General features: G+C 54.4%; 20 protein-coding genes. 19 read left to right on the top strand and 1 reads right to left on the bottom strand.

Annotated features, from left to right (window positions below; all coding sequences use genetic code 11):
- The first annotated feature begins 174 nt into the window (after positions 1 to 174).
- From ACO064_RS04720 to ACO064_RS04705, 4 genes are all read left to right on the top strand, one after another.
- Positions 175 to 1,440, top strand: coding sequence for a hypothetical protein (locus ACO064_RS04720; RefSeq protein WP_421826244.1), 1,266 nt, complete (start codon positions 175 to 177; stop codon positions 1,438 to 1,440).
- Between the two features lie 49 nt (positions 1,441 to 1,489).
- Positions 1,490 to 3,622, top strand: a complete 2,133-nt coding sequence (gene recQ, locus ACO064_RS04715) for a DNA helicase RecQ (protein ID WP_421826243.1) — start codon at positions 1,490 to 1,492, stop codon at positions 3,620 to 3,622.
- A 146-nt stretch (positions 3,623 to 3,768) separates the two neighbouring features.
- Positions 3,769 to 4,851 carry a lytic transglycosylase domain-containing protein gene (locus tag ACO064_RS04710; RefSeq protein ID WP_421826242.1) on the top strand — a complete coding sequence of 361 codons (1,083 nt, stop codon included), beginning with the start codon at positions 3,769 to 3,771 and terminating at the stop codon, positions 4,849 to 4,851.
- Positions 4,852 to 5,309: 458 nt separating this feature from the next.
- The gene (locus tag ACO064_RS04705; RefSeq protein WP_421826241.1) at positions 5,310 to 5,483 is read left to right on the top strand and encodes a hypothetical protein; all 174 of its coding nucleotides are present in this window, start codon (positions 5,310 to 5,312) and stop codon (positions 5,481 to 5,483) included.
- A 59-nt stretch (positions 5,484 to 5,542) separates the two neighbouring features.
- Here the strand turns inward: ACO064_RS04705 and ACO064_RS04700 are convergent, their stop codons facing one another.
- Complete coding sequence (locus tag ACO064_RS04700) at positions 5,543 to 7,135, bottom strand: ATP-binding protein (RefSeq protein ID WP_421826240.1); 1,593 nt, start codon at positions 7,133 to 7,135, stop codon at positions 5,543 to 5,545.
- 192 nt (positions 7,136 to 7,327) lie between these two features.
- On the opposite strand from ACO064_RS04700, the gene ACO064_RS04695 reads away from it, so the two are divergent.
- From ACO064_RS04695 to ACO064_RS04625, 15 genes are all read left to right on the top strand, one after another.
- Positions 7,328 to 8,134: a hypothetical protein gene (locus ACO064_RS04695; RefSeq protein ID WP_421826239.1), complete on the top strand. Its 807-nt coding sequence runs from the start codon at positions 7,328 to 7,330 to the stop codon at positions 8,132 to 8,134.
- A 107-nt stretch (positions 8,135 to 8,241) separates the two neighbouring features.
- Positions 8,242 to 8,793 (top strand): hypothetical protein, encoded by a 552-nt coding sequence (locus ACO064_RS04690; RefSeq protein WP_421826238.1) that lies wholly within the window; start codon positions 8,242 to 8,244, stop codon positions 8,791 to 8,793.
- Positions 8,794 to 9,059: 266 nt separating this feature from the next.
- Positions 9,060 to 10,157, top strand: a complete 1,098-nt coding sequence (locus ACO064_RS04685; protein WP_421826237.1) for a hypothetical protein — start codon at positions 9,060 to 9,062, stop codon at positions 10,155 to 10,157.
- Positions 10,158 to 10,202: 45 nt separating this feature from the next.
- Complete coding sequence (locus ACO064_RS04680; RefSeq protein WP_421826236.1) at positions 10,203 to 11,093, top strand: hypothetical protein; 891 nt, start codon at positions 10,203 to 10,205, stop codon at positions 11,091 to 11,093.
- Between the two features lie 56 nt (positions 11,094 to 11,149).
- The gene (locus ACO064_RS04675; protein ID WP_421826235.1) at positions 11,150 to 12,697 is read left to right on the top strand and encodes a phosphatase PAP2 family protein; all 1,548 of its coding nucleotides are present in this window, start codon (positions 11,150 to 11,152) and stop codon (positions 12,695 to 12,697) included.
- Positions 12,698 to 12,708: 11 nt separating this feature from the next.
- Positions 12,709 to 14,925, top strand: coding sequence for a TonB-dependent receptor family protein (locus ACO064_RS04670; protein WP_421826234.1), 2,217 nt, complete (start codon positions 12,709 to 12,711; stop codon positions 14,923 to 14,925).
- Positions 14,926 to 14,977: 52 nt separating this feature from the next.
- Positions 14,978 to 15,538: a carboxymuconolactone decarboxylase family protein gene (locus ACO064_RS04665; RefSeq protein ID WP_421826233.1), complete on the top strand. Its 561-nt coding sequence runs from the start codon at positions 14,978 to 14,980 to the stop codon at positions 15,536 to 15,538.
- A 103-nt stretch (positions 15,539 to 15,641) separates the two neighbouring features.
- Positions 15,642 to 18,440: a TonB-dependent receptor gene (locus ACO064_RS04660; RefSeq protein ID WP_421826232.1), complete on the top strand. Its 2,799-nt coding sequence runs from the start codon at positions 15,642 to 15,644 to the stop codon at positions 18,438 to 18,440.
- A gap of 1 nt (position 18,441) precedes the next feature.
- Complete coding sequence (locus ACO064_RS04655; protein ID WP_421826231.1) at positions 18,442 to 19,677, top strand: MFS transporter; 1,236 nt, start codon at positions 18,442 to 18,444, stop codon at positions 19,675 to 19,677.
- Between the two features lie 67 nt (positions 19,678 to 19,744).
- Entirely contained in the window at positions 19,745 to 20,293 is a 549-nt protein-coding gene (locus ACO064_RS04650) for a carboxymuconolactone decarboxylase family protein (protein ID WP_421826230.1), read from the top strand.
- A gap of 26 nt (positions 20,294 to 20,319) precedes the next feature.
- Positions 20,320 to 21,507 (top strand): DUF3179 domain-containing (seleno)protein, encoded by a 1,188-nt coding sequence (locus ACO064_RS04645; protein ID WP_421826229.1) that lies wholly within the window; start codon positions 20,320 to 20,322, stop codon positions 21,505 to 21,507.
- Between the two features lie 330 nt (positions 21,508 to 21,837).
- Positions 21,838 to 23,550 (top strand): circadian clock protein KaiC, encoded by a 1,713-nt coding sequence (kaiC, locus tag ACO064_RS04640; RefSeq protein WP_421826228.1) that lies wholly within the window; start codon positions 21,838 to 21,840, stop codon positions 23,548 to 23,550.
- Positions 23,551 to 23,563: 13 nt separating this feature from the next.
- The gene (locus ACO064_RS04635; protein ID WP_421826227.1) at positions 23,564 to 23,857 is read left to right on the top strand and encodes a circadian clock KaiB family protein; all 294 of its coding nucleotides are present in this window, start codon (positions 23,564 to 23,566) and stop codon (positions 23,855 to 23,857) included.
- A 1-nt stretch (position 23,858) separates the two neighbouring features.
- Complete coding sequence (locus ACO064_RS04630) at positions 23,859 to 24,182, top strand: circadian clock KaiB family protein (RefSeq protein WP_421826226.1); 324 nt, start codon at positions 23,859 to 23,861, stop codon at positions 24,180 to 24,182.
- The gene (locus tag ACO064_RS04625; protein ID WP_421826225.1) at positions 24,182 to 25,462 is read left to right on the top strand and encodes a sensor histidine kinase; all 1,281 of its coding nucleotides are present in this window, start codon (positions 24,182 to 24,184) and stop codon (positions 25,460 to 25,462) included. Before ACO064_RS04630 ends, ACO064_RS04625 begins: the two co-directional genes overlap by 1 nt.
- Position 25,463: the final 1 nt, after the last annotated feature.

The following is a 25,463-nucleotide window of genomic DNA, read 5'->3' as shown; positions in this document are numbered from 1 at the left end:
GTAGGTCGTTACTTGGAAAAACTATTGTTATTTTTTGTACAGGCAATCGAAAACTTGCCTTATGTTTACGGCCAGTTTTGGGGGAAAAACGGGTCGGATTTTGTATTTTTGAAAACTGAACCAGTTCCGTTCTGACCCCGTAAACCCGGCTTTAAGTTCTTTACCATTTACCGGATGAAGCGGTTTGTAAGCTTTTTTTACCTCCTGTTGACGGGGATACAAGGCTCATTCGGCCAGGGCTATCAGCAGGTGAAGGGGCAGGTCGTAGACCAATCGACGGGAAAACCGGTCGGGTTTGCCTATGTCAGCGTCAGTGGCAAAGCCTGGGGAACCCTGGCGAATCAGGAAGGGCGGTTTTTGCTGAACTACCCTAAAATCGATTCGCAGAAGGAGGGCGTCATTTCGGCGGCAGACTACCAGAATTCCGTTCTGCCCCTCCGAAACCTGAAACCGGTCGATTCTGTTGTCATCAGGCTGGAACCTGTGGTTGGGACCCCACTGGCTGTTTCGTTCCGGAAGCAGACCGACGGGCGGTTACTGGTTTTTTCGGCGCTGAAGGCCATTCGTACCAATTTTCAGGCGACACCCACCGTGTTGACCGGTTTTTACCGCGAGGTCCTTTCGACCGATACCGCTTGCTGGAACGTGCGGGAAGCGATCCTGAAAGTGGAAAAACTACCCAGCGTGCAAACCGAATTGCCGGAAAAAGCAAAGCTGGTGAAAGGGCGGCAGGCTGAACGGAATCCGCTGCCGAAAGCGTTGGAAGGCTACGCGTTTCCGAACGGAGCCGCCATTGTAACACGGAGCATGGACCTGGGGCCGCCGGAATACTGGGACGGTGACAACCTGAACGATTACGAATTCCGGCTGGATTCTGTCCTGACCGGCTGCGACAACCGCCCGGCTTACCGGCTGGCGTTTGCCCCGGTGGCGGGTCGGCGCGTTCGGGCGGCCCGGAAAGGCGAGGTGTTGATCGATACGGCCAGCCGGGCTATTGTCCGGATTGCGTATGAATTTACGCCCGAAGCCGCAGGGGAGGTGTTGAAGACCAACCTGAAAGCGGTTTTTGAGAACCTCACCGGTCGTTCAAAAAAAGAAGTAAAGCGGATTTACAGCCATAGCCAATACCGTCAGTTGAATGGCAAGTGGTTTTTGCAGGACGCGCGACTGGTGCTGGAAACGCAGTTTTCGGTTGCTACGAATCCACCGATGACGGCCGTCATTGACTTGCATTTTGGTACCGGTGAATACGCCAAATCCAACGGTCAGACCGTTAAAGAAACGGAAGTGCTGACCACTACCGAAAACCTGCCGAAGCAGACCGGAAAGTTGGATGAGCGCTTTTGGGGGAATTTCAACACCATTCTGCCAACGGATGCTGAGCGATTGATTTTGCCCCCGCCCCCTAAAGGGGAGAGGACGCGAAACCATCCGGAGTAAGAAGCGTCCTCTCCCCTTTAGGGGGCGGGGGCAGTAGATAACAAAACCAATGAACGAAACAGAGACACTGAAACCCGTTGATTTTCTGAAGCAATATTACGGCTACGACCGGTTCCGGCCCATGCAGGAAACTGTCGTCCGAACCTTGCTGGACGGCCGCGATTCGCTCGTGCTGATGCCGACGGGCGGAGGGAAGTCGGTGTGCTTTCAGATACCGGCGCTGATGAAACCGGGTGTTTGCCTGGTGGTGTCGCCCCTGATTGCGCTGATGAAAGACCAGGTCGAGGCCCTGTTGCTGAACGGGATTCCGGCGGCTTTTCTGAACAGCACGCAGAGCAGCCGCGAGCAACGGGAAATTGAGCAGGATTGCCAGGCTGGCAAATTGAAACTGCTCTACGTTTCGCCCGAAAAAATGCTGTCGGAATCGTTTTTCGTGTTTCTGAAGACCTTGCAAATCAGTCTGTTCGCGGTCGATGAAGCCCACTGTATTTCGTCATGGGGACACGATTTTCGCCCGGAATACACGCAGTTGGCGATGCTGAAAAAGCATTTTCCCGATGTGCCGGTGGCTGCCCTGACGGCCACCGCCGACAAACTGACCCGGCAGGACATCATCAACCAGCTTCACCTGAACGATCCGGCGGTTTTTGTGGCTTCTTTCAACCGCCCGAACCTGAGCCTGAAGGTGTTGCCCGGACTGAAACGGATTCAGCAGATCGAACGGTTTCTGGCCCTGCAGCCCGACAATTCCGGCATTATATACTGCCAGAGCCGGAAATCGACGGAAAGCCTGGCGGCCAAACTGCAGGAAAAAGGCTACCGGGCCGGGTATTACCACGCCGGGATGAGTGCCGAAAGCCGTTCGCAGGCGCAGGAAGAGTTTGTTCGTGACGACATCCGGATCATCTGCGCCACCATTGCCTTTGGCATGGGCATCGATAAATCCAATGTGCGCTGGGTGATTCATTATAACATGCCCAAAAACCTGGAAAGCTTTTACCAGGAAATCGGCCGGGCCGGGCGCGACGGTTCTGCTGCCGATACGGTTTTGTTTTACAGCTTTGCCGACGTGGCAAGCTGGAAGGAAATGCTGTCCGAAAATGCACCGGCCAATTTGGGGTTGCAAATGGCGAAACTGGAGCGGATTCAACAGTATGCCGAAGCGCATTCGTGCCGGCGTCAGGTTTTGCTGAGTTATTTTTCGGAAGAACTGAGCGAACCCTGCGGCAACTGCGACGTTTGCCAGAATCCGCGGGTGATGTTCGACGGCACCGTGCTGGCCCAGAAAGCCCTCTCGGCGATGGTCCGCTTGAAGGAACAAGTGCCGGTCAACACGCTGATCGACGTCCTGCGCGGTTCGCGGAACCAGACGGTAATGCAGAACAATTACCACCTGATTAAAACCTACGGCGCGGGCAGTGATCTGAAATTTGACGAGTGGCGGAGTTACATCCAGCAACTCATCAACATCGGGGTCATTGAAATTGCCTACGACGACCATTATTCGTTGCGACGCGGGATTCTGGCGGATGCGGTTTTGTTTCAGGACCGTAAAATTCAACTCATCAAGCCGGAAGATGCGGCCCAGCTCAAAGCTGAACAAAAACCGAAGACCAAAACAGAGACCGTTCGCGACGATCTTTTCGAGCGGTTGCGGGTGTTGCGGAAACAACTGGCCGACGAGCAGAATGTACCGCCGTATGTGGTTTTCACGGATTCGTCGCTGGAGGAAATGAGCCGCCTGCGCCCCACTACGCCCGAAGCATTCCGAAACGTGAGCGGGGTGGGCGACCGGAAGCTGCAATTGTTTGGCAAGCGGTTCATGGAAGTCATTGCCGGATTCCTCACCGGACAGGCGCGCGAAGGCACGACTTTGAAAGGCTCGACGCATTTGCTAACCTTCGAACTCTACCAGCAGGGCAAGACCATTGACGAAATTGCGGAGGAACGGAAGCTGTCTTCGTCGACCATCGCGATGCATTTAATTTACCTCGCCGGCAACGGGTATGAGGTCGATCTGGCTGCTCTGGTCGATACCGCCGACCGCCTTGATATCGAGCGGACCATTGCCCGGGTGGGCGTGGAAAACAACGCGTTGAAGCCCGTTTACGACGCGTTGCAGGGGCGCTACGATTACACCAAAATCCGGATTGTGGCCGCCCTGCTCGGCCGCATTCTCTGAGTATTCTATGGCGTTAGTAGGATTGCCGTTTAGTAATTTATACAGACCTGGATTTGGTAAAGTGCAGAAAATCAACTAGCTTCGTATGAATGACTTTTTATTAAACCGTGACCGTCGTGTTGACGTAAACAACAACTAAGTCTGTTTTGATAAAAGAAGCAAGTATTATTCTGATGCTGTCGACGCTTAAAACCATTGGTTTGTCGGCACCTCTGGACGTCCATTCAAGAGAGTTTACGTCCCACTCCAATGGCACCGTTAGTGTAAGGTTGCCGGGAACTGAAACCATCCAAAGTTTACAACCCGTTCAATTTTGCGGGGAGTTTGTTCCCCTTCGGCAGTCCAATGTTACCAGACGTTGGGTAACGGTTTTGCTCAAACAATCCCGTCATCGGGATTATCTGCTCCGGCTTCGGAAACGGGCGGTCAAGTTTTTTCCGGTTATCGAGCCCATTCTGGCCAAGTACAACATTCCCAAAGACTTTAAGTACTTGCCACTGGTTGAAAGCGACTTGTCGGGCACTAGCACATCTCCCAAGGGTGCGGGCGGATACTGGCAGTTGATGCCCCAAACCGCCCGCGACAATGGCCTGATTGTCAGACATGGACTCGATGAACGGAGGGATCTTTATAAGTCGACCGTAGCCGCCTGTCGGTACCTGCGTGAATTGCACCGTGAACTGGGTTCCTGGACGCTGGTGGCAGCCGCTTACAACAGTGGTGTGACGCACGTTCAAAACCGCATCGACCAGCAGGGCATCCGGAGTTATTACAACCTGCGGCTCCACCGCGAAACCAGTACGTATCTGTACCGTGTGTTAGCCTATAAAGAGTTGCTGACCCGCCCCAGGATGTACAGCGATATGCTGAGCCCCGCCGTGCTGGCCGATCTGACCCGCCCTTTGCCGGGCGAGCGTTTCCAGCCGGGTGTCGAACCCATTATTCAGACTTCCGGTGAACCCGGTCCCGAGCCGGAGCCCACCTGGGGGCCGCGCAGCCGGAATCTGCTGGAGGAAGCCCTTGCGCAAATCATCGGTGAATCGGAAGATACCAGCGGTGCTTCGGATGCCGGTTCCACGTCCATGACCGCTTCTGCCGCCCAAACCCCGACGGCGATGGCCGGATTGCTGGGTTTACGGGTGCTGCGCTTCCGCCGAACACGGCTGTGGCAGGTTTTTCTGGCCGCCAAACGCAAAATGCAACCCCTCTTCGATTGGGATTGGGTGTAGTAACCGAAATAATTTCAGTATAAAAAAGGGGCGTTCGCGTCCCTTTTTTATTGGTAAAAATTTGATTGTCAATCTGTTTGCAAAGTTGTTAAAAAGGAGGGATAGGAATGGGCTAAGCCCCGTTGGGACATAACAGGTAGAGAATGGTCGTTGAGGGATCTCATATTCTGTAAAACACGGTCAAATGGAATGGGCTAAGCCCCGTTAGGGGTTCAACAGCGCAGCGTCGGTAGATGGATCAGGCGCTTCCGTCTTTCCATGTGCCGTCAGGTACATACCATTGGCCAGACACAAACCTGTCGCGTACCTATCGGCACGCCCGGAATTCTCACATTCTGGAATGGCTACCGACGCTACGCTGTTATGCCCCTAACGGGGCGAAAAAGTTTATCGCTTTTGGTAAGAAAGGAAGACAGGCGTTACGTTCCTTAAAGCCGGGCGGTGTCGCCGAAAGGGGGATGGGACACTGGCAACTGATACCGGCCACCGTCCACGAACTGGGTTTGACCACCCGGTTTGGTCGGGATGATGTGCAAAAATCAACCGATGCGGCCTGCCGGTATTTGCGGTATCGGCACGATTCTGGACGCTGGTCGCGGCTGCCTGCAACATGGGAATCGGAAATGTGCTGAAAAACGATAGCGTATGGCCTTATAACGAATTGCGGACGGAAGGGCCGGGTTTGCACCGGTCAGTAACTCGTCGGCAGAAAAATCCGAAAAACCGCTCCCTGACCTTCCCGGCTTTCGGCGTGAATCGCTCCAAAGTGGTTTTCGACGACTTTTTTTACGATTGCCAAGCCCAGGCCCGTTCCGGCATACTGACTGCTTTGGCTGTGTAAACGCTGGAACGCTTTAAAAATCTGGTGGCGGTATTCGGTTTTGAAACCAATTCCGTTGTCCTGGATGCTGATTTCATAGAACCGGATCGTCTTTTGAAGTGGTTTCAGTGCAACCGGCAGAACCGGAAAGATCAAACCCGCAGGTAAGTCACCCAATCGGACTTCCCGAAACGAAATTCGAATGTGAGGGGGAGTGTCCGGGAACGAAAATTTCAGGCCATTGATGAGCAGGTTCTGAAACAGTTGCCGCAACTGGCTCACACTCCCTTTGATGGTTGGCAGGGGGGACACTTCAACGATAGCGTTTTTATCCTCAATCATCAGTTCAAGATCCGACAGCACATCGCTGATCAACGGATTCAGTGCCACCGCAACCAGAGCGGGTTTTTGGGTAGAAAGCCGGGAATACGTCAGCAAATCCTGAATCAGTCCGGACATCCGGCTGGCGGCCGACTGCATTCGCTGCAAAACCGTGGCACCATCGCCTAACTGACTCCCATACTGATCGAGAAGCAGATCGCCGAACGCCTGAATTTTCCGTAAAGGTTCCTGCAAATCGTGGCTGGCACCGTAGGCAAACTGTTCGAGCAGTTCGTTGGATCGCAGTAAATCCTCATTGGATTTTTTCAACCGCAATTCCTGCAATTTGCTCTCGGTGATGTTCATAAACGTGATCACAATCTGGTCGGTGCTCTGCCGGACAGCGGCCACCGTAAACCAGGCTTCCAGCCCGTTTGCGTCGATGTAATACTGCGTTGTTTGGTCGGTTTTTCCCGTTTCGGCTACCCGCTGGTAGAATTCGAACAGGCCGGATTCGATGTTGCCGGGAAAAACCTCCAGCAGCCGGTGTCCGGCAATTTTCTCGGGTGGCAGGAACAAATCCCGTTCGACAGCCCGGTTGGCGGTTTGCATCAGGAAGTCGATGATCTGCCCGGATTCATTCCGCATTGCCCGCATGGCGATGGTACTATTCAACGATGCGTCCAGCGTTGCCTGCAGGAGTTCGGCCTGTTCCTGCTGGGTTACTCTCGCCCGCTTCTGGTCAGTAATATCCAAAAATGAAAGCACGATACCCTCCTGCAGCGGAGTGGCCGTGATAAGGAAGCAACCGTCACAAGCCTGGTCACCATACGGAAATTCAACAATTCTAGGCTCTTTTTTTTCAATTACGTCGACGTACTGCTGAAACAAACCCAGTTCTTTTGCGTTCGGAAACCAGTGCATCAACGGCTTTTCCATGATTTGACTCTGTTCGATACCCAACAACTGAGCGAGACTCTGGTTGGCAATCCGATACGAAAAATCAACGATTTGAGCCTGCTCATTGCGCATGGGAATACAATACGCCATAACATTTTGTGAGGCATCTAGGATGGCCTGCATCAGGACAAGCTGTTCCTCCGCAGACGGGCTGTTTTTAAAATGGGTTGGGGTAGAACTCATAGCGTGTGGATCGGTGCGACTTCCTTCTGGAATAAACTAATGGAAACCGTCTTTTGTGTCGGCCGGTGGCTAAAAAAGTAGCGAAGACGCGGAGCGATTGTGGTTCGCTATGCCTTTCCACGAAAAAACCTTACCTTAGCAGGCCTAAAAACGGGTGGAAATCCGTTCATTCCCTACTCCTCAACTCAGGCGATGAAACGAAACGCATTGATCGGTATAATGGTATGCCTGGCGGCCGGGATGGCCGTGGCTCAAAAATCGGTTCCGGTAAAAAGCACCTGGACCAGTGTGCCAACCGCCACCGGAGCAGCCGCCGACAGTTCTGCGCGTCCGGAAGTTTTTCTGGAAAATGCGAAAGTTCACGTGGTGGCCGTCAACAATGCCGATAAATTGTTCCTGACCTTCCAGTTGGACAACGACCAGGATCAGTTTAAATCCCTGCTGTTTGGCAGCACCATCTGGCTCGATCAGAAAGGCAAGAAAAAAACCTGGCGCGGCATTCAGTTTCCGCTACCCGAAGAAATGGATCCCGCAACCGGGCGACCTGTGGCGTTGGGTGCCAAAGCCGGTCCCACGGATCGGTCGACGATGACGAAGCAACTCATTGACCGGAAAATCGAGATGAAACTCATTCACCTGGTCGCCGAAGACGAAATGCTGGTGTCGGCCACCGGCGATCCGTCGGGCATCACGGGGCGACTGGAAGACAAAGCCGGTCGGCTGGTCTATCACCTCACCATTCCGCTGGCGTTGCTGAATGCCAAAGCCGGTTCTGGCGAACCCCTCACCATCGGTTTTGAATCCGGCGTTCCCGAACGCCCCAAACAAAGCTCGTCCAATTCGAGCAATATGGGCATGGGCGGCATGGGTGGTGGTATGTACGGTGGCGGCATGTATGGCCGACGCGGCATGTACGGCGGAGGGGGTGGAGGAGGATTCAGTGGCCCCACGATGGCTCCGACCCGGTTTGCATTGACGGTGGAACTGGCGGCTCAGTAAACCTGCAGGCCACTAAACCGTAAAATTCGACTTTGAAAATTTTCGTACGCAGTAGCAAGATTCCAAGGATATAGTATATTTGAGTAAATTTTACCGAATAAAGATTTGTGAAACGGTTTATCTCCTTCGGTTTATTCGTTGTTTTGCTGTACCACATGCTGGGGCATCTGCTGGTGCTCGTCAGTGTGCAGTGGCAGGAACAGCATGAATTGTCGGAACGGGTTACGGTTTTTTCATCGGTCGACCACATTGTCGAGTTTCAAATACCGCTTCAAAAACACCCCAACGAGGCCATTCTGACGCAGAACAAACCGGAAGGGTTCAAATACCGGGGCAGTTTTTACGAAATTGTCAACCTGGATGTCTCGGGCGATACGCTGCACATCTCCGGCTACGTCAACAAGACCAAATCATTCTTCCAGCGGGATCTGCTTTCCTTCGTGAAAGAGCAGTTTGCCACCGGCACGTCCGAATCGGCTAAAAAAGCCAATAACCTGCTTAAATTGTTTTTAAAGGAATATTCGCCCATCAACCGCGCGCGTACTTGGTTTTTCCTGTACGACTGGAACGAGAAACTGGTGCGAATTCCGTCGTTTACTTCCCATTTGTCGACCCGCAGTCTGCCGGTTTATTCTCCTCCCCCCGAGTTGTTGTCCTGATGAATTTGTGATTCGCCGGTTTCCTGCGACCTCAGGTCGTGGCTGAATCGTGCGCATTCGTTCCTGTAACCCGCTAAGCAGGTGCTGGTTATTCTCTCCGTTGCCCCAAAATGGGTTCGACGGGAAATTCCGTACGCTGTCGGGTACTCATCACCGGTTTCTTATCCATCCGTTGGGCGGTTGGTGGGCCTTTTGGCCGCACCCGCCACCCACGTCATGACCATCTCAGACAACTCAAAGCAATGAAATTGTTTTACCGACTTTCAATGGCATTTCTGTGCCTGTCTATTCTGTATACCCAGGCTTCGGCGCAGGGCTGCGTAGCCGTCCGACACATGGGCTGTGCGGTTCCGGGCAATGCCACCTCAGCCGATTTTTTCAAACAACGCACCGGCCAATGGCAGGTAAACATGGGCTACCGGTATTTCCGGTCGTTCCGGCATTTCAAGGGCGACGTTGAGCAGAAAGAACGCCTGGAGCAAAATACGGAGGTGATTAACATTTCCCACGCCCTCGATCTGGGCATCACCTACCTGGCAACGCCCCGCTTGTCCTTCTCCGTGAACCTGCCGATTCAGTACAACGACCGCTCTTCTTTATACGAACATTATGGCAATGCGGTAACGGCCAATCCGGAGCACAAGCGGTTTCGCACCGGTTCGCAGGGCATCGGTGATGTACGGATTTCGGGAAGCTACTGGCTGGTGAATCCGGCGAAACTCTCGAAGGCCAATCTGGCGCTGGGCGTGGGGGTTAAACTGCCGACCGGCAATCCGGGCGTAACCGGCGATTTTCACAAACTGGACAAGGAAAAACGAGACTACATCGTGAACAAACCGGTCGATCAGTCGATCCAGTTGGGCGATGGCGGGGTGGGTTTCAGTGTGGAAGGTCAGGGCTATGCGCAGATTACCGGCGGTTTGACGGCGTATTTTTCCGGCTATTACCTCTTCAATCCCCGCGAAACGAACAACGTGCTCCGCAGCCCCGAAGCAACGACCATCGATCTCGTAACCGGTTATTTCTCAGTGGCGGATCAATTTGCCGCCCGGGTGGGTTTGAGCCAGTCCATTTCAGCGATTCCGGGTCTGGCCGTGATGCTCGGTGGTCGGGTAGAAGGTATTCCGTCGTCCGATGTTTTTGGGGGAAGCAAAGGATTCCGTCGTCCCGGTTACATCGTGGCGGTTGAACCCGGCCTGGCCTACATGCGCGGCAAATTCTCGGCCACGGCAACCGTCCCGGTGGCGCTCTACCGCAACCGGATCAAGAGTTATTCCGACAAACTCGATCCACTCGGCGTTCGTCACGGTGATGCGGCTTTTGCCGATTATTCCGTGTCCGTTTCGCTAAGCCGCTGGTTTTAGACAATTCTTATCGGTCTTTCCGACACGTATCCACCTTTTAATTCCATGAGAAATTTTATCAAATTGCTGGTAATCAGTGCGGTGTTTGCCGTGGGCGAGGTAAAGGCGCAAATGCCGCACGATGCCATTTACATGTCCAAAGGGTCGGTTTGTGTGGCCGCTATGTATGGCAAAAGCACCTGGACCGACTACTGGGAAAATTCGCTCAAACGCTCCAACTCCAACATTGGCACCCATACGACCCAAAACGTGATGCTGATGCCTGCCATTGGCATCAGCAACCGGTTGAACGTCATTCTGAGCCTGCCGTATGTCTGGACGGAAACCAGTGCCGGTAACCTGCTGGGCCAGAAAGGTCTTCAGGATCTGTCGGGCTGGCTGAAATACCGGATTCTGAAAACGCACGGTTTTTCGCTGCACGCCGTAGCGGGAGCCTCGCTGCCGGTTGGTAATTATGTCCCGGATTTTCTTCCGATGTCGATTGGGTTGCAGTGCCGGACGGTTTCGGGGCGGCTGATTGCCAATTACAAACATCCGAAAACCGGTCTGTACCTCAACGCACACGGTACCTACCTCTGGCGGAGTAACATCAACGTAGACCGCGATGCCTACCAGGCCGACGACCGGGTGTACAACACCAACGAAGTGAGTGTTCCGAATGCGTATGACGCGGGGCTGCGACTGGGGATTCTGCGGAAAAAATGGCAGACCGAACTCTGGGCCGAGCGCAGTTCCTGCACCCAGGGCGACTACATCCGGCGGCACGACATGCCGTTCCCGACCAACAACATGCAGGCAACGACGGTGGGCTGGTATGGGAAAGTGCAGCCCAGAAACATCGGCATCAACGCCCGGGTGGGCTATGTGACCGACGGCCGGAATGTCGGACAGAGCACGAGTTTCATGGTGGGTGTGCTGTATCTGTTTAAGTTGTAAAAAGATGGACGGGCAACGGCGTTCAGTTCGTTGCCCCTGATCAATCAAGAAAAAGTATGAAAACCCATAGCAACAGGCTGAAAAGAGCGATCGGCATTTTTGCCACGGTGGCTGTTTTGACGTCTTGTGACAAAACCATTGAAGAACCCCAGCGGGTGGGGTATGCTCCCGCGTCGGTCGACGAAAAGGCGGGTTCCTGGAAAACGTATCAGCTAACTTCCGCTACCGAAATACCGGTGGCGGCCCCCAAAGCGGTTTCTTCCCCCGAATACGTGGCCGAACTGGCCAGTTTGAAACAGAAATCCGTCAACCTGACGAAGGAACAGCAGGAAGCCGTCGTTTACTGGGGTGCCGGGGCTGTTTACCGCTGGAACGAGATTGCCCGCGAACTGGCGGCCCGCTACAACATTCCGCCGGCCTACAATGCCGAGGGGAAATACCCGGTGCCCGACGCGGCCAATCCGCTGGCTGACCCGAAGTTCCCGTTTGCCAATCCGCCGTACGCTTCCCGCGCGCTGGCGTACCTGAGTGTGGCCCAGTATGACGCGTTAGTGGTCGCCTGGAACTACAAATACCAGTTCAAACGGGCCGCACCGTCGAAAACCGACGCTACAATTCGGGTGGCCCTGCCGGTTTCCAGCATTCCGACCTACCCCTCGGAGGATGCCGTCGTGGCGGCAGCTTCGGTGACGATTCTGAAGGCGATGTTTCCGGGTGAAGTGCCGTATCTGGAAGCCCGCCTGAAGGAACACCGCGAAAGCCGATTGTGGGCCGGTATGAACGTGGAAAGCGATCTGGTTGCCGGGGTTGACCTCGGGAACGCCGTGGCAGCCAAGGTGATGGGCCGCGCCCGAACCGATGGAATGGCCGCGGCCAACAACCAGACGTTGACCGCAGGTATGATCGAAAAAGCCAAAGAACGGGGTCTTCGCGAAGCCTGGGTGAGTCAGGAATTGCCGCTTCGTCCGCCCATGTTGCCGAATTACGGGGCCGTTCTGCCGTGGAATTACACCAAAGCGGATCTGGAAAAACTGCGTGCCGTGCCACCCCCGGCGCTGGACAGTCCGGCATTCCAAAAAGATCTGGAGGAATTGCAGAATATTCAAAAAAAACAGACCCGGGAACAGGCGCGGATTGCCAATTACTGGGCCGACGGAGCCGGGAGCTACACGCCCCCCGGTCACTGGCACCGCACGGCGGCCAACGTGAGCCACGAAGCCCGGCACAGCGAAGTCCGGATGGCCCGCACGCTGGCCCTGCTGGGAACGGCCGAAATGGATGCAGCCATCACCTGCTGGGACTCCAAGTACTATTACTACTATCCCCGTCCGCAGCAGTTTAAAGTGAAGACGTCGGTGGGACTGCCCAATTTCCCGTCGTACACCTCCGGGCACTCGACGTTTTCGGGGGCGGCCGCCACGGTATTGGGTTATCTGTTTCCCGATCAGGCGGATACCTTTACAAAACAGGCGCAGGAAGCCTCCGTGTCGCGAATCTACGGGCTGATTCACTATCGCTTTGATTGTGAGGCTGGTTTGAAGGCCGGAAACGAAGTTGGAAACTATGCCATCGCTCGGGCAAAAGCCGACGGATCCGGACTTTAATCCGTTGTAATATGGACTCTTGGAAGAAGAATACGGGTATTCTGGGGATCGCTATGGGCTTGATGATCAGTCTGACCGATACCGGTTTTGCCCAATCGACCGCTTTGAAGACCGCAGTGGACACCCTGCGGAGCCAAACCTTGAAAGAGGTAAACGTAACCGGTATTAGGGAGGGATTTACGCAATCGCTGCCCGATGTGCAGGGTACGTATCTGCTGGGTGGCAAGCGGACGGAGGTGGTGCAGTTGGGGGAAATCGACGCCAACATTGCTGAGAAAAACGCCCGGCAGGTGTTCGCCCGGCTTCCGGGTTTGTTTGTCTATGACATGGACGGAACCGGTAACCAGGTGAACGTTGCCACGCGCGGGCTGGACCCGCACCGGTCCTGGGAATACAACAGTCGCCAGAACGGGGTTTTGACCAATTCGGACATGTACGGTTATCCGGCCAGCCACTTTTCGCCCCCGATGGAAAGCATCGAACGGGTCGAACTGGTGCGCGGAACGGCTTCCCTGCAATACGGCGCGCAGTTTGGCGGCATGCTCAATTATGTGACGAAGTCGGGCGACACGACCCGCCGGTTTGGTTTTGAAACCGTCAATTCGGTGGGTTCATACGGCTTGCGGAGTACGTACAACGCCATTGGCGGGCGAATCGGGAAGCTGACTTATTACGGCTATTATTACCGGAAGCATTCGGACGGTTATCGGGAAAGTGCGACCTCAAACGCCCAGGCCCAGTTTATGAGCTTGCAGTATCAGGCTACGAAACGGCTCCGGATCGGTGTCGAATTGGGTCGATCGGAATACGTTTACCGCATTCCGGGTCCGTTGACGGAAGCCCAGTTTGCGCAAAATCCGCAGCAGGCCACCCGAAACCGCAACTACTTCAACCCCGACATCTGGGTGCCGTCGCTGCGGCTCGACTGGCAGATGACGGACCGAACCCGGCTGATGTGGCTGACGTCGGCGGTATTGGGCCAGCGAAATAGTGTCCTGTTCGACGCGCTGGCCAACGTGCCGGATACGCTCATCAAGGCAACCGGGCAGCCGCGAAACCGGCAGGTCGACATCGACAACTTTCACAGCTATACGTCCGAGCTGCGTTTGCTGCACGCGTATCAGCTTGGGAATGTGGCCGCTACCGGCGTAGTGGGTGTACAGGTGATGAACAACGATTTGAACCGGCGGCAGCAGGGAAAAGGCACGACTGGCTCCGATTTCGACCTGTCGATCACCGGCCCATTCGGGCGTGATCTGCACTTTTACACCAGCAATGTGGCGGTTTTTGCCGAAAGCCAGTTCCACCTGACGCCAAAACTGACCGTTTCGCCCGGGATTCGGGTGGAAAGTGGCTTGACCCGGCTGCGGGGAACCATCAGCTACTACGATCCGCTGAAGTTGCCGAACGACATCGACCACCGGTTTGCCCTGCTCGGAATCAATGCCCAATATCGGTTTAGGCCGGAACTGAAAGTGTACGGCGGCTGGTCGCAGGCCTATCGCCCGGTGATTTTCAAGGACATCATTCCGACCTCGGTCTACGAACAGGTCGACAAGAACCTGAAAGATGCGACGGGATATAACGCGGAAATCGGCCTGGAAGGTTACTGGCAGGGACTGCACGTCAACGTCAGTGCGTTTTATCTGCCGTATAGAAACCGCTTGGGGAGCCTGGTGCTGACCAACCCGGCGGGCGAAAGTTACGTGTTCCGAACCAACGTCGGCGACAGTCGCACCAAAGGCGTCGAAGCTCTGGTTGAAGCGCAGTTTTACCGAACCAACCAGTTTGCGCTGACCGGTTTTACCTCGACAGCCTTTGTGGATGCCCGGTATCACAACGCCCGCGTTTCGACGGGAGCGGATAACCAAACCATCGATGGCAACCGGGTGGAATCGGCTCCGCGCTGGACCAGCCGCAACGGCCTGACGGCCCGCTACCGCACCTTCAGTCTGACCGCCCAGTTCAGCTACGTCAGTGAGACGTTTTCTGACGCGCTCAACACCGCGGAACCGACGGCCAATGGCGCCCGAGGCCCGGTTCCGGCCTACGGCATCTGGGATTTGAACACCACCTGGCGGATCGGACGGCGTTTTACGCTGCGGGGGAGTATCAATAACCTGTTGAATACGGCGTATTTCACCAAGCGCCCCACCTTCTATCCGGGGCCGGGAATCTGGCCCTCCGACGGTCGGACGGGCGTGTTAACGCTGGGAATCAAGTTGTAAGCCGAAAGCAGCCGTTTTCGGTGCAATTCGTTCACTTTTTGACCTTACAGAAATGCCCCATATATCTCTTCCAGAGCATTTGCCCGGCATCACCGGTTTGCTCGAATACCGTCTCGATACGGCTATGCCCATCCGGGAATTGACCCAGATCCTGTTGCGGGGTGAGTCGACTTTAACGCCGGGCGAGCGCGAATTGATTGCCACACTGGTGTCGGCCCGGAACGAAACCCGGTTCTGTACAGCCGCGCACACCAAAGCGGCCGATTTGCTGCTGGGTGAAAATGAAACCGCCCGGGCCGTGAAACAGGATTTTGAAACCGCTCCGGTCAGCGAAAAAATGAAAGCCTTGCTGGCCATTGCGGCCCGCGCCCAGCGCAGCGGAAAGGATGTAACGCCCGAAGCCGTCGAACGGGCGAAACAGGCGGGGGCCACCGACCGGGAAATCCACGATACGGTTTTGATCACGGCCTTGTTCTGTCTGTACAACAAGTACGTCGATGGGCTGGCCAGCGTAACACCGACCGATCCGGCGTATTACCAGCGACTCGGCGAACGCATCGTTCAGGGGTATAAACGGCCCCCCGGCGGTTTTCCGGTTCCACCCAAAATGTAGTCTCTCTTCAGGATTTTAACGCCCTGTCTTTGACAGAAGTGCGCCCTGACCGTCCGAAATCGTTCCGAAATACGCAGTTATTTCCTCCAAAAGACCAAAACTGATGAAGCAGAAACCGTTTCCTTTTTTATACAGCCTTCTCGCATTGATTGTCCTGAACGGCACCGCTTTTGCCCAGCAAACCCGGCTGTCGGGAACCCTCACCGACGCCGATACCAAAGCCCCGCTGGCGGGGGCCAGCATCCTGATCAAAGACCAACTGACCGGCACCACCGCCGATGCTGAAGGCCAGTTTACGCTGACCACCAACCGGCGCGGACCGTGGACGCTGGTCGTCACGATGGTGGGGTATGAACGCCAACTGGTTCCGGTAGCCAATGCCGGCCAACCCGTCGCCATATCGCTGAAAGTCAGCACGCAGGTGTTGCAGGATGTGGTGGTGGCCGCTTCGCGGGTGGAAGAAAACATCCTGAAAGCCCCCGTCAGCATTGAGAAAATGGACAACCGGGCGATTCGCGAAACGCCCTCGGCGACGTTTTACGAGGGTATTAATAATCTCAAGGGCGTCGACATGGTCACCAGCGGGTTGACCTACAAACAGATCAATACGCGCGGTTTTGCCAGCACCGGCAACACCCGGTTTTTGCAACTGATCGACGGGATCGACAACCAGCCCGCCGGTTTCGGTTTTTCGGTTGGCAACATGTTTGGACTCTCGGACCTCGATGTCGAAAGCGTCGAACTGGTGCCGGGATCGGCCTCAGCCTTGTACGGCCCTACGGCTTTCAACGGGGCCTTGCTGATGCATTCGAAAGATCCCTTTCAGTTTCAGGGGCTGAGTGCGCAGGCCAAAGTGGGCGTCAACCACGTCAGCGACCCGAACACCGGTGCCGCGCTGTATCACGATTATGCCCTGCGGTATGCGAAGGCGTTTACTAATAAGCTGGCTTTCAAGCTGAATGTTGCGTACATGAAGGGGCTGGACTGGTTTGCCACGGATTATACCGACGTCGATGCCACCACACCAATCGAAAAACGGGGTCAAAACAACCCGGCTTACAACGGCCTGAATGTGTATGGCGACGAGGTAAACCGCACCATCACCGGCATCGGAAAAGTGGCCCGCACCGGCTACGAAGAGCGGTATTTGACGGATTACAACGTCTATAGCCTGAAACTGAACGGAGCTTTGCATTACCGGATCACACCCAATCTGGAAGCGATTTATTCCTACAGTTATTCCAAAGGAACGGCTAATTACACGGGCAGCAACCGGTTTTCGGTAAACGGTTTTTCGTTGCTTCAGCACCGCATTGAGTTGCGGGGAGCCAATTTCTTTGTCCGGGGCTACACCAATCAGGAAGATTCGCACGATTCGTTCAACTCCCGTTCGCTGGGTCAGCAGGTGGGCCGGACGTGGGTGCGCGACCTGAATGGCACGGTGGTTCCGGCTAATCAGGCCGATGAAATGTGGTTTACACGCTACACGGCGGCTTATCAGGGCAAGGTGCAGGGTGTCACGACGGCCGATCACACAGCCGCCCGGCGCTTTGCCGATCAGGGGCGGTATCTGCCCGGTTCGGCGGAATTTGATCGCGAGAAGGCGCGACTAAAAACGATTCAGGGATTGAACGGCGCCGGTATTCTGAGCCAGACGAAAATGTACCATGCCGATGCCCAGTACAATTTTTCGTCGGCTCTGGAAGCCGCCGGTTTGTCGAAAACCGAAGTGCTGGCCGGGGGCAATTTTCGACAGTTCAGTCTGTTTACAAACGGAACGCTGTTCGACGACAAAGGAGGGCGCATTCTGTACAATGAGTTCGGAGCCTTTGTCCAGGCCAGCCAGCGGCTTTTGGCCGATAAACTGAAGCTGACGGTGTCGGGGCGGTACGATAAAAACCAGAATTTTGCCGGGTATTTCACGCCCAGAGCGTCGCTGGTTTTTTCTCCCACCGAAGCGCATAATTTCCGGGCCTCGTTCCAAACCGGTTTCCGCAACCCGACACCAAGCGACCAGTTTATCAAGCTGAATGTCGGCCCGATTACGATTCTGGGGGGCGCTCCTGCCAACAGCGCGGGCATGAACGTCTACGAAAATTCGATCAATTCGCCCTCTGTCGGTGGTTTTGTCAACGGTTTTCTCGCCGATGTGCAGGCTGGAAAAACACCCCAGCAGGCGGTGATGAACCACAAGGACAAACTGCAAAAATCGAATGTGGCCTACATCAAACCCGAAAAAGTACAGAGCTTTGAAGTCGGTTACCGCGGGCTGATCAACAACCGGCTGGCCGTCGATGCCAATTATTACTTCGGTGAATACCAGAACTTTATCCTGAACCAAGTCGTAATCCGGCCCGATAATCCGGTTCTGGGCAGCGACGGAAAAATCAATCCCGCAGCCGCGCAGGACATTCTGAACACCAAATACCAGGTCTTTCAATTGTATACCAATGCGTCCGACCGCGTAACGGCGCAGGGAGCCACGCTGGGCCTGACGTATTATGTACCGGGCGGTTTTACGATTGGCGGCAATGGTACCTGGTCGGCCTTCAACCTGAAAGGGGCTAATCCCAACAACATTCCGGCTTTCAACACGCCGAAATACAAAACGAACGTGACGGTTGGAAACCGCAATCTGACCAAAAACCTCGGCTTCAATATGGCCTGGCACTGGCAGGATGCTTTCGACTGGGTGGGGTCATTCAACGACCTGCGTGCGGGGAAGATTCAGGCCTATCATCTGCTCGATGCGCAGGTCACCTACCGGGTTCCGTCGTTGAAAACCGCCCTGAAAGTGGGAGCCAGCAACCTGACCAACAAGTACGTGGTGCAGGCTTACGGGTCTCCGGCAGTGGGCGGTCTGTATTACATTTCGTTAACGTTTGACCAGGGAATGCGCTAAGATGGAAACGATTCAACTCACAGCCGCTCCAACGACATCGGCCTACCGCAGCCGGGTGTTTGCGCTCTGTATGCTGGTGTATATTTTCAGCGGCACGGTTTCGACCCTGATGGCAACCTACCTGCCGGTGGTCGTTCCTGACTTGCTGGGGCAGGCCGACCAGGCCGAATACGACCGGGTCAGTGCCTACGTCGGGGCCACGTTTCTATACGGCTGGATGCTGGGCGGCATGAGTTTCGGCTATTTCGGCGACCGGCTGGGGCGCGTGACGTCGCTGGTCGGGGCGGTGTGTTTATATGGCGGCTGTACCCTGCTGACGGCTTTTGCGCCTAACTGGCTCACCGTCGTTGCGCTGCGGTTTGCCACCGGTTTCGGCATCGGGGGCGTGCTGGTGTTAACGACCGTCATCGTGGCCGAAATCTGGCCGGAGCGCAACCGGCCGGTTGCGATGGGCATTCTGGCGGTGGCATTTCCTGTCGGGATTCTGTTGTCCGGGTGGGTTAATAACCTGATTGCCGACTGGCGGCAGGCGTTCTGGATCGGCGGTATTCCGCTGATCCTGGGCGCGTTGATCGCAGGGTTGGTTCAGGAACCGGAAGGCTGGAAACGGGTTCATCAGCAATCCGCCGATGCCAAGGTCAGCCTGTTCGATCCGGCCTACCGCCGGTCGTTGTGGCTGGGCTCGCTGGCGTTTGGGGCGATGCTGGTGGGTTTGTGGGCGGTTTTTTCGTGGGTGCCGACCTGGGTGCAGAGCCTGGTGGTGGGTGATGCGCAGAAAGAGCGCGGTTTATCGATGATGCTGATGGGCAGCGGGGGTGTTCTGGGCGGAATCCTGTCGGGTTTCATTGTCAAGTTGTTAGGGCACCGGCGAACCATGCTGTTTGTTTTTGTCGCCTGTTTCGTCATGGCCGCGGTGGTTTTCAAAACGAACACGACCCTTTCTCTCGTGGTGTATATCGAAATGGCAACGTTGGCACTGCTTTTTGGCATCAGCCAGGGCACCCTGTCGGCCTATTTGCCCGAACTTTTTCCCACCCCGTTGCGGGGCCGGGCCACCGGTTTTTGTTTCAACATCGGTCGGCTGGTGACGGCAACGGCGGTCCTTTTTATTGGTACGCTGGTTGCGGTGTTGGGCGGGTATGGATCGGCAATTTTTGCCTTTTCCGGTACGTTCGTCCTGGGCTTTTTTGCTATCTGGAGTGGTCCGCAGCCATCAAAACTGCCCCCAACCCCCTGAAGGGGGCTCCAATCGTCCGACAAAAGCCCCCTTCAGGGGGTTGGGGGCAAAAATAAATCATCAAAAAATGGCACACATTCAAGTTCCTGAAGGTATTCCCGGCATTCGCAGTCTGGTCATGTACCGGCCTGATACCGGTCAGCATCTGTATGCACTGGCGCAGGCGTTGTTGCGAAACGAATCGCCCCTGAGCGAATCCGAGCGCGAGTTGATCGCGACCTTTGTGTCGTCGCTCAACGACTGTCATTTCTGCGCCGGGAGTCACGCGGCTGCGGCCCGGTTTCTTTTGGGAAAAGACAAAGAACTGGTCGATCAGGTGATCGCGGATTACCAGACCGCCCCGGTTTCTGACAAGTTGAAAGCCTTGCTGACGATTGCCAAACACGTTCAGCAGGATGCCCGCACGGTTTCAGAGGAACTGGTGGCCGACGCCCGCCAGCAGGGGGCCACCGACCGCGACATTCACGATACGGTTTTAATTGCCGCCACGTTCTGCCTGTTTAACCGGTATGTCGACGGGCTGGCCAGCCTGACCCCGACTGACCCGGCCGCTTATGAAGCCATGGGCGAGCGCATGGGCACCCTGGGGTATGTGATGCCAAAACCGGTAGTATAGAAGTTTAGGGTTAAACCTATGTTCCTATGAAAACCATGCTCTTTTTTATCTTCGGTATTCTGCTGCTGACGGCGACTGAAATAGCGAAAGTCTACTTCATCATGCCAATGCCGGGCAGTCAGGAAGCCGATACGATTGATTTTGCCTACTGGATTCATCAGAATAGCTGGATCATCCGGATTGTCGGCTGGCTGCTCATCGCCTATCCGACCTACCGCCTGCTGGCGGCACCGAAACGCAGGGGACAGAAAGCCGTCGTGCTGGCACTGCTGGCCGTTTATGGCGTGGTTTTTTACCTTTTCAACTTCCGGTTGCTGGCCGAGAAAATGTTTTACCAGCCGAAAGAAACCGTGATGCTGGATTTAAAAGCCAGTAAAATCCCGCCCGACAAGCTGGTGCTGGGACTGGTCGTAAACGGGCAGGCGCGGGCTTATCCGATCCAGTTTATTGGCTATCACCACCAGGTTCGGGACACGGTGGGCGGGGAGCCGGTTATGATCACGTATTGCACGGTTTGTCGCACGGGCCGGGTGTTTCGGCCGCTGGTGGGCGACAAAATGGAAGAGTTCCGGCTGGTGGGCATGGACCATTTTAACGCGATGTTTGAAGACAAAACGACCGGTAGCTGGTGGCGGCAGGTCAACGGCGAAGCCATCACCGGCCCCTTGAAAGGCCAGTATTTACCCGGTTTTCAGGCCGAACAAATGACGTTGCAGGCCTGGACCGAACTGCATCCCGAAACGCTGGTGCTCCAGCCGGATTCGACCTTCAGGGAACAGTATGCCAGCATGGAACCGTATGAAAAAGGAAAAGTGAAACGGAAACTCACAGGGCGCGATAGCTTATCATGGAAGCCGAAATCGTGGGTGGTGGGCGTGGAGCGCAACCGGACGGCCCGAGCCTACGACTGGAGTCAGTTGCTGAAACAGAAAGTCACGAACGACAGTCTGGCAGGAACAGCGCTGCTGCTCATGGTGGCGTCCGACAGCGCGACTTTCCACGTCTGGAACCGGAACGTGAACGGCCAGATCCTGCATTTTACGGCGGATTCGACGGATTCATTTCGGGACCGGGAAACCGGGTCGGTTTGGAACCGGCACGGCATCTGCACGGAAGGGCTGCTGAAAGGCAAGAAACTGGCCCGGATTCCGGCCTCACAGGAATACCTGCATTCGTGGGAAACGTTTCATCCGGCCACGACCCGGTATTTGTGAGGATAGATAAGAGAAGATAGACAAGAGAGTTTAGATGTGAGAAATGAGACTTTTTGAGTCTTTTTTCTCTTGTCTATCTTCTCACGTCTATCTCATTATTTTAGGTGAAAAGTCGTAAAGGGTAGGAGCGGTTTGTTTCTATCCTTTATTTTTAATTCGAAGTCAGGGGCTTGGAAGAAATTGCCATAATCGTGCATTTTTTAGTATATTTTCGAACCCTACACGCATCATTCTGGCTGGATTGTCAAACACTCTGTGGGGAAATCCGGTTATGTTTTTTGAAAATTAAATACCCTTTTCCACCACCCATTTTGAAATATTGCACGATCGATGAGCCTGACTTCCTCAAATAATACGTCCTTCTCGCTTCCTCGCTTCCCCAAAGCCCCGACCGGAATTGCTGGTCTGGATGAGATCACGGGCGGAGGATTACCAAAAGACCGGCCTACGCTGATTTGCGGGGGGGCGGGTTGTGGCAAAACCTTATTTTCCATCGAATTCATTGTTCACGGAGCGATGCAGTATGGAGAACCGGGGGTTTTTATGTCCTTTGAGGAGAAGGCCGAAGAGCTGGTGTTGAATGTGGCTTCGCTCGGTTATGATCTAAACCAGCTTCAGCAGGACAAGCTCATCAAACTCGACCACGTACGGATTGAGCGGAGCGAAATTGAGGAAACCGGCGAATATGACCTGGATGGTCTTTTTATCCGGCTCGGACACGCCATCGACAGCATTGGAGCGAAACGGGTGGTGCTGGACACCATCGAGAACCTGTTTTCGGGCTTGCTCGATCAGGGAATTTTGCGGGCCGAGCTCCGGCGGTTGTTTGAGTGGCTGAAAGCCAAAAAAGTGACAACCATCATTACCGGCGAAAAAGGAGACGGCGCTTTGACGCGCCACGGGCTGGAAGAATACATTTCCGACTGCGTGATTCTGCTCGACCACCGGGTTGCCAACCAGATTTCCACGCGGCTGCTGCGCATCGTCAAATACCGGGGATCGGTGCATGGCACCAATGAATATCCCTTTCTGATCGACCAGAGCGGTATTTCGGTGTTGCCGGTTACATCGCTTACCCTGACGCACGATGTGACATCGGAACGGATTTCGTCGGGCATTCCGTCGCTGGACAAAATGCTGGAGGGAAAAGGGTTTTTCAAGGGGAGCAGTATTCTGGTTTCGGGAACCGCCGGAACGGGCAAAACCAGCATTGCCGCCAGTTTTGCCCACGAAGCCTGTAATCGGAACGAGCGGTGTGTTTACTTTGCTTTTGAGGAGTCACCGCAGCAGATCGTCCGGAACATGCGCTCGATCGGCTTCGATTTGCAGCAACACATCGACACCGGCTTGTTGAAGTTTCACGCATCGCGGCCCACGCTCAACGGGCTTGAAATGCACCTGGTCTCGATTCATAAAATAATCGAAGATTTTAAACCTCACCTGGTTGTGCTGGATCCGATTACCAACCTGATTACGGTGGGTTCAGTCAGTGAGGTGAAGTCGATGCTGATTCGGCTGATCGATTTTCTGCAATCCCGGCAAATTACGGTGATGTTTACGGCCTTGTCGCTGAATACCATCGTGAGTGAGCAAACGGACGAGGGCGTTTCGTCGCTGGTGGATGCTTGGTTGCTGGTTCGGGATATTGAATCGAACGGCGAACGCAACCGGGGCATGTACGTCATGAAATCGCGCGGCATGAAGCATTCCAACCAGGTTCGTGAGTTTGTGATCACGGACGAGGGCCTGCATCTGGTGGATGTCTTTTTAAGTTCCGACGGGGTGCTGACCGGTTCGGCGCGGGAAGCCCAGCAATTGCAGGAAGTGACCGGAATGGCGTTGCGCGAATACGCAGTCAACCGCAAAGACCGCGAAATCGAACGCAAGCGGGTGGTGCTGGAGTCGAAGATTGCCAGTTTGAAAGAAGAGTTCGAATCCGTACAGGACGAACTGAATAAAGCCTACGTGGAAGAGGAGTTGCGAAAGGATGTGCTGGAGAAAAACCGCGATCAGCAAATTAAAAACCGCCATAACGAGCAATAACCACCGAAACGGAATGGAAACAAAAGAGGAAATTTGGGAGTTAAGACTATACGTTGCCGGTAAAACGACAAAATCCGTGACGGCACTGGCCAATTTGAAACGGTATTGTGAGGAACACCTGAAGGGCAAATACGTCATCGAGGTGATTGATTTGCTGGTGCAGCCCCAACTGGCTGAAGGAGATCAGATTCTGGCCATACCGACGCTGGTCAAGAAGGTGCCCGAACCCATTCGGAAAATTATCGGCGATTTGTCGAACGAAGAAAAAGTACTGGTTGGATTGAACATTCGTCCGGCAAAAAAATAGCATGATTGAACAAAAAACAACTCCGGATACAGATTCTGATGGCGACGGGCAGAAGTACGAATTGCGCCTGTTTGTAACCGGGGCTTCGATCAATTCAATCCGTGCCATTGCCAACCTGAAACACATTTGCGAAACGTATTTGGCGGGAAACTATACCCTGGAAATTATTGATGTCTACCAGCAACGGATGCTTGCCGAAAGTGAGCAGATCATTGCTTTACCTTTATTGATAAAAAAAATGCCCTTGCCCCAGCGTAGGCTGATCGGCGATATGTCGGACACCGAAAAGGTGCTTAAAGGCCTGGGCATTGCTCATACCAGTTAATGAAGCCGGTTAAAACCTACGAACAACTCGTCCAGGAAAACGAAGCCTTGCAAATCCAGTTGGAGGAGGCCACCGAGACCATTCATGCCATACGAACGGGGCAGGTCGATGCATTGGTGGTACAGGGAAAGGACGGCCATGAACTCTACAGCCTCAAAACCGCCGATCAGACGTACCGGGTGTTTATCGAAACGATGAACGAAGGAGCGGTAACCCTGAATGAAGAAGGCTTGATTCTCTACTGCAATTCGAAATTTGCATCGATGGTGGGAATGCCGCTGTCGAAGGTGATTGCCCTGTCGTTCGATACGTTCATTCCTGCCGAATACAAAGACCGCTACAAAAGTCTGTTTAACGATGGATGGACAGAAGACCGCAAAGTTGAAATCTGCATCCTGAGTACGGATAGGGAAGTGCCCTGCCAGCTTTCCGTAACGACGCTGGAACTGGATGGCGGCATTTCGATGAGCGTCATCGTAACCGATCTCACGGTTCAGAAGGCCACCCAGCGGCTGCTCAAGTCCAACAACGAACGGCTGGAAGAAATGAACACGGCGCTGGAAGTCAGCAACCACGACCTGCAGCAGTTTGCGTCGGTGGCGTCGCACGATTTGCAGGAACCGTTGCGCAAAATCCAGATGTTTTCGGAATTATTGAAAGACAAACACATTGACGAACTCCCCGTTGACAGCGTGCGGTATCTGGAAAAAATCATCGATTCTTCCAACCGGATGCGCACCATGATCATCGACATCCTGAGTTATTCCCGGCTATCGACGCATTCGGATACCTACGTTCTGACGGATCTCAACAAGCTGCTCAATGAGGTATTGAAAGATTTTGAACTCCGGATTCAGGAGAAAAAAGCCCGGGTGCAGATCGATCCATTACCCGAAGTGGAAGTGAATCAGGGGCAGATCCGGCAGGTTTTCCAGAATCTGATCAGCAACGCGCTGAAGTTTTCCAAAGCCGGTCAGCCGCCGGTAATCGAAATCAAGGCGACTCGTCCGGCCGAATCCGAAGCAAAGGATGAGGAGCCGATGTGTTCCATTTTGATCACCGACAACGGGATTGGGTTCGATGAACAATACGTCGACAAAATATTTTCACTGTTTCAGCGATTGAACACCAAGGATATCTACGAAGGGTCGGGCATCGGGCTGGCAGTGACCAAGCGCATTATCGACAAACATAATGGCCGGATTAAAGCACAAAGTAAGGAAGGAATGGGTTCTACATTCATTATTAGCTTACCTTTGAGGCAACATAAACCGGCTTGAA

The sequence above is a fragment of the Larkinella sp. genome (assembly GCF_965227735.1).
GTDB lineage: Bacteria > Bacteroidota > Bacteroidia > Cytophagales > Spirosomataceae > Larkinella.
Note: the sequence above shows the minus strand (reverse complement) of the source record. Positions and strands in the feature narration are given on the sequence as shown.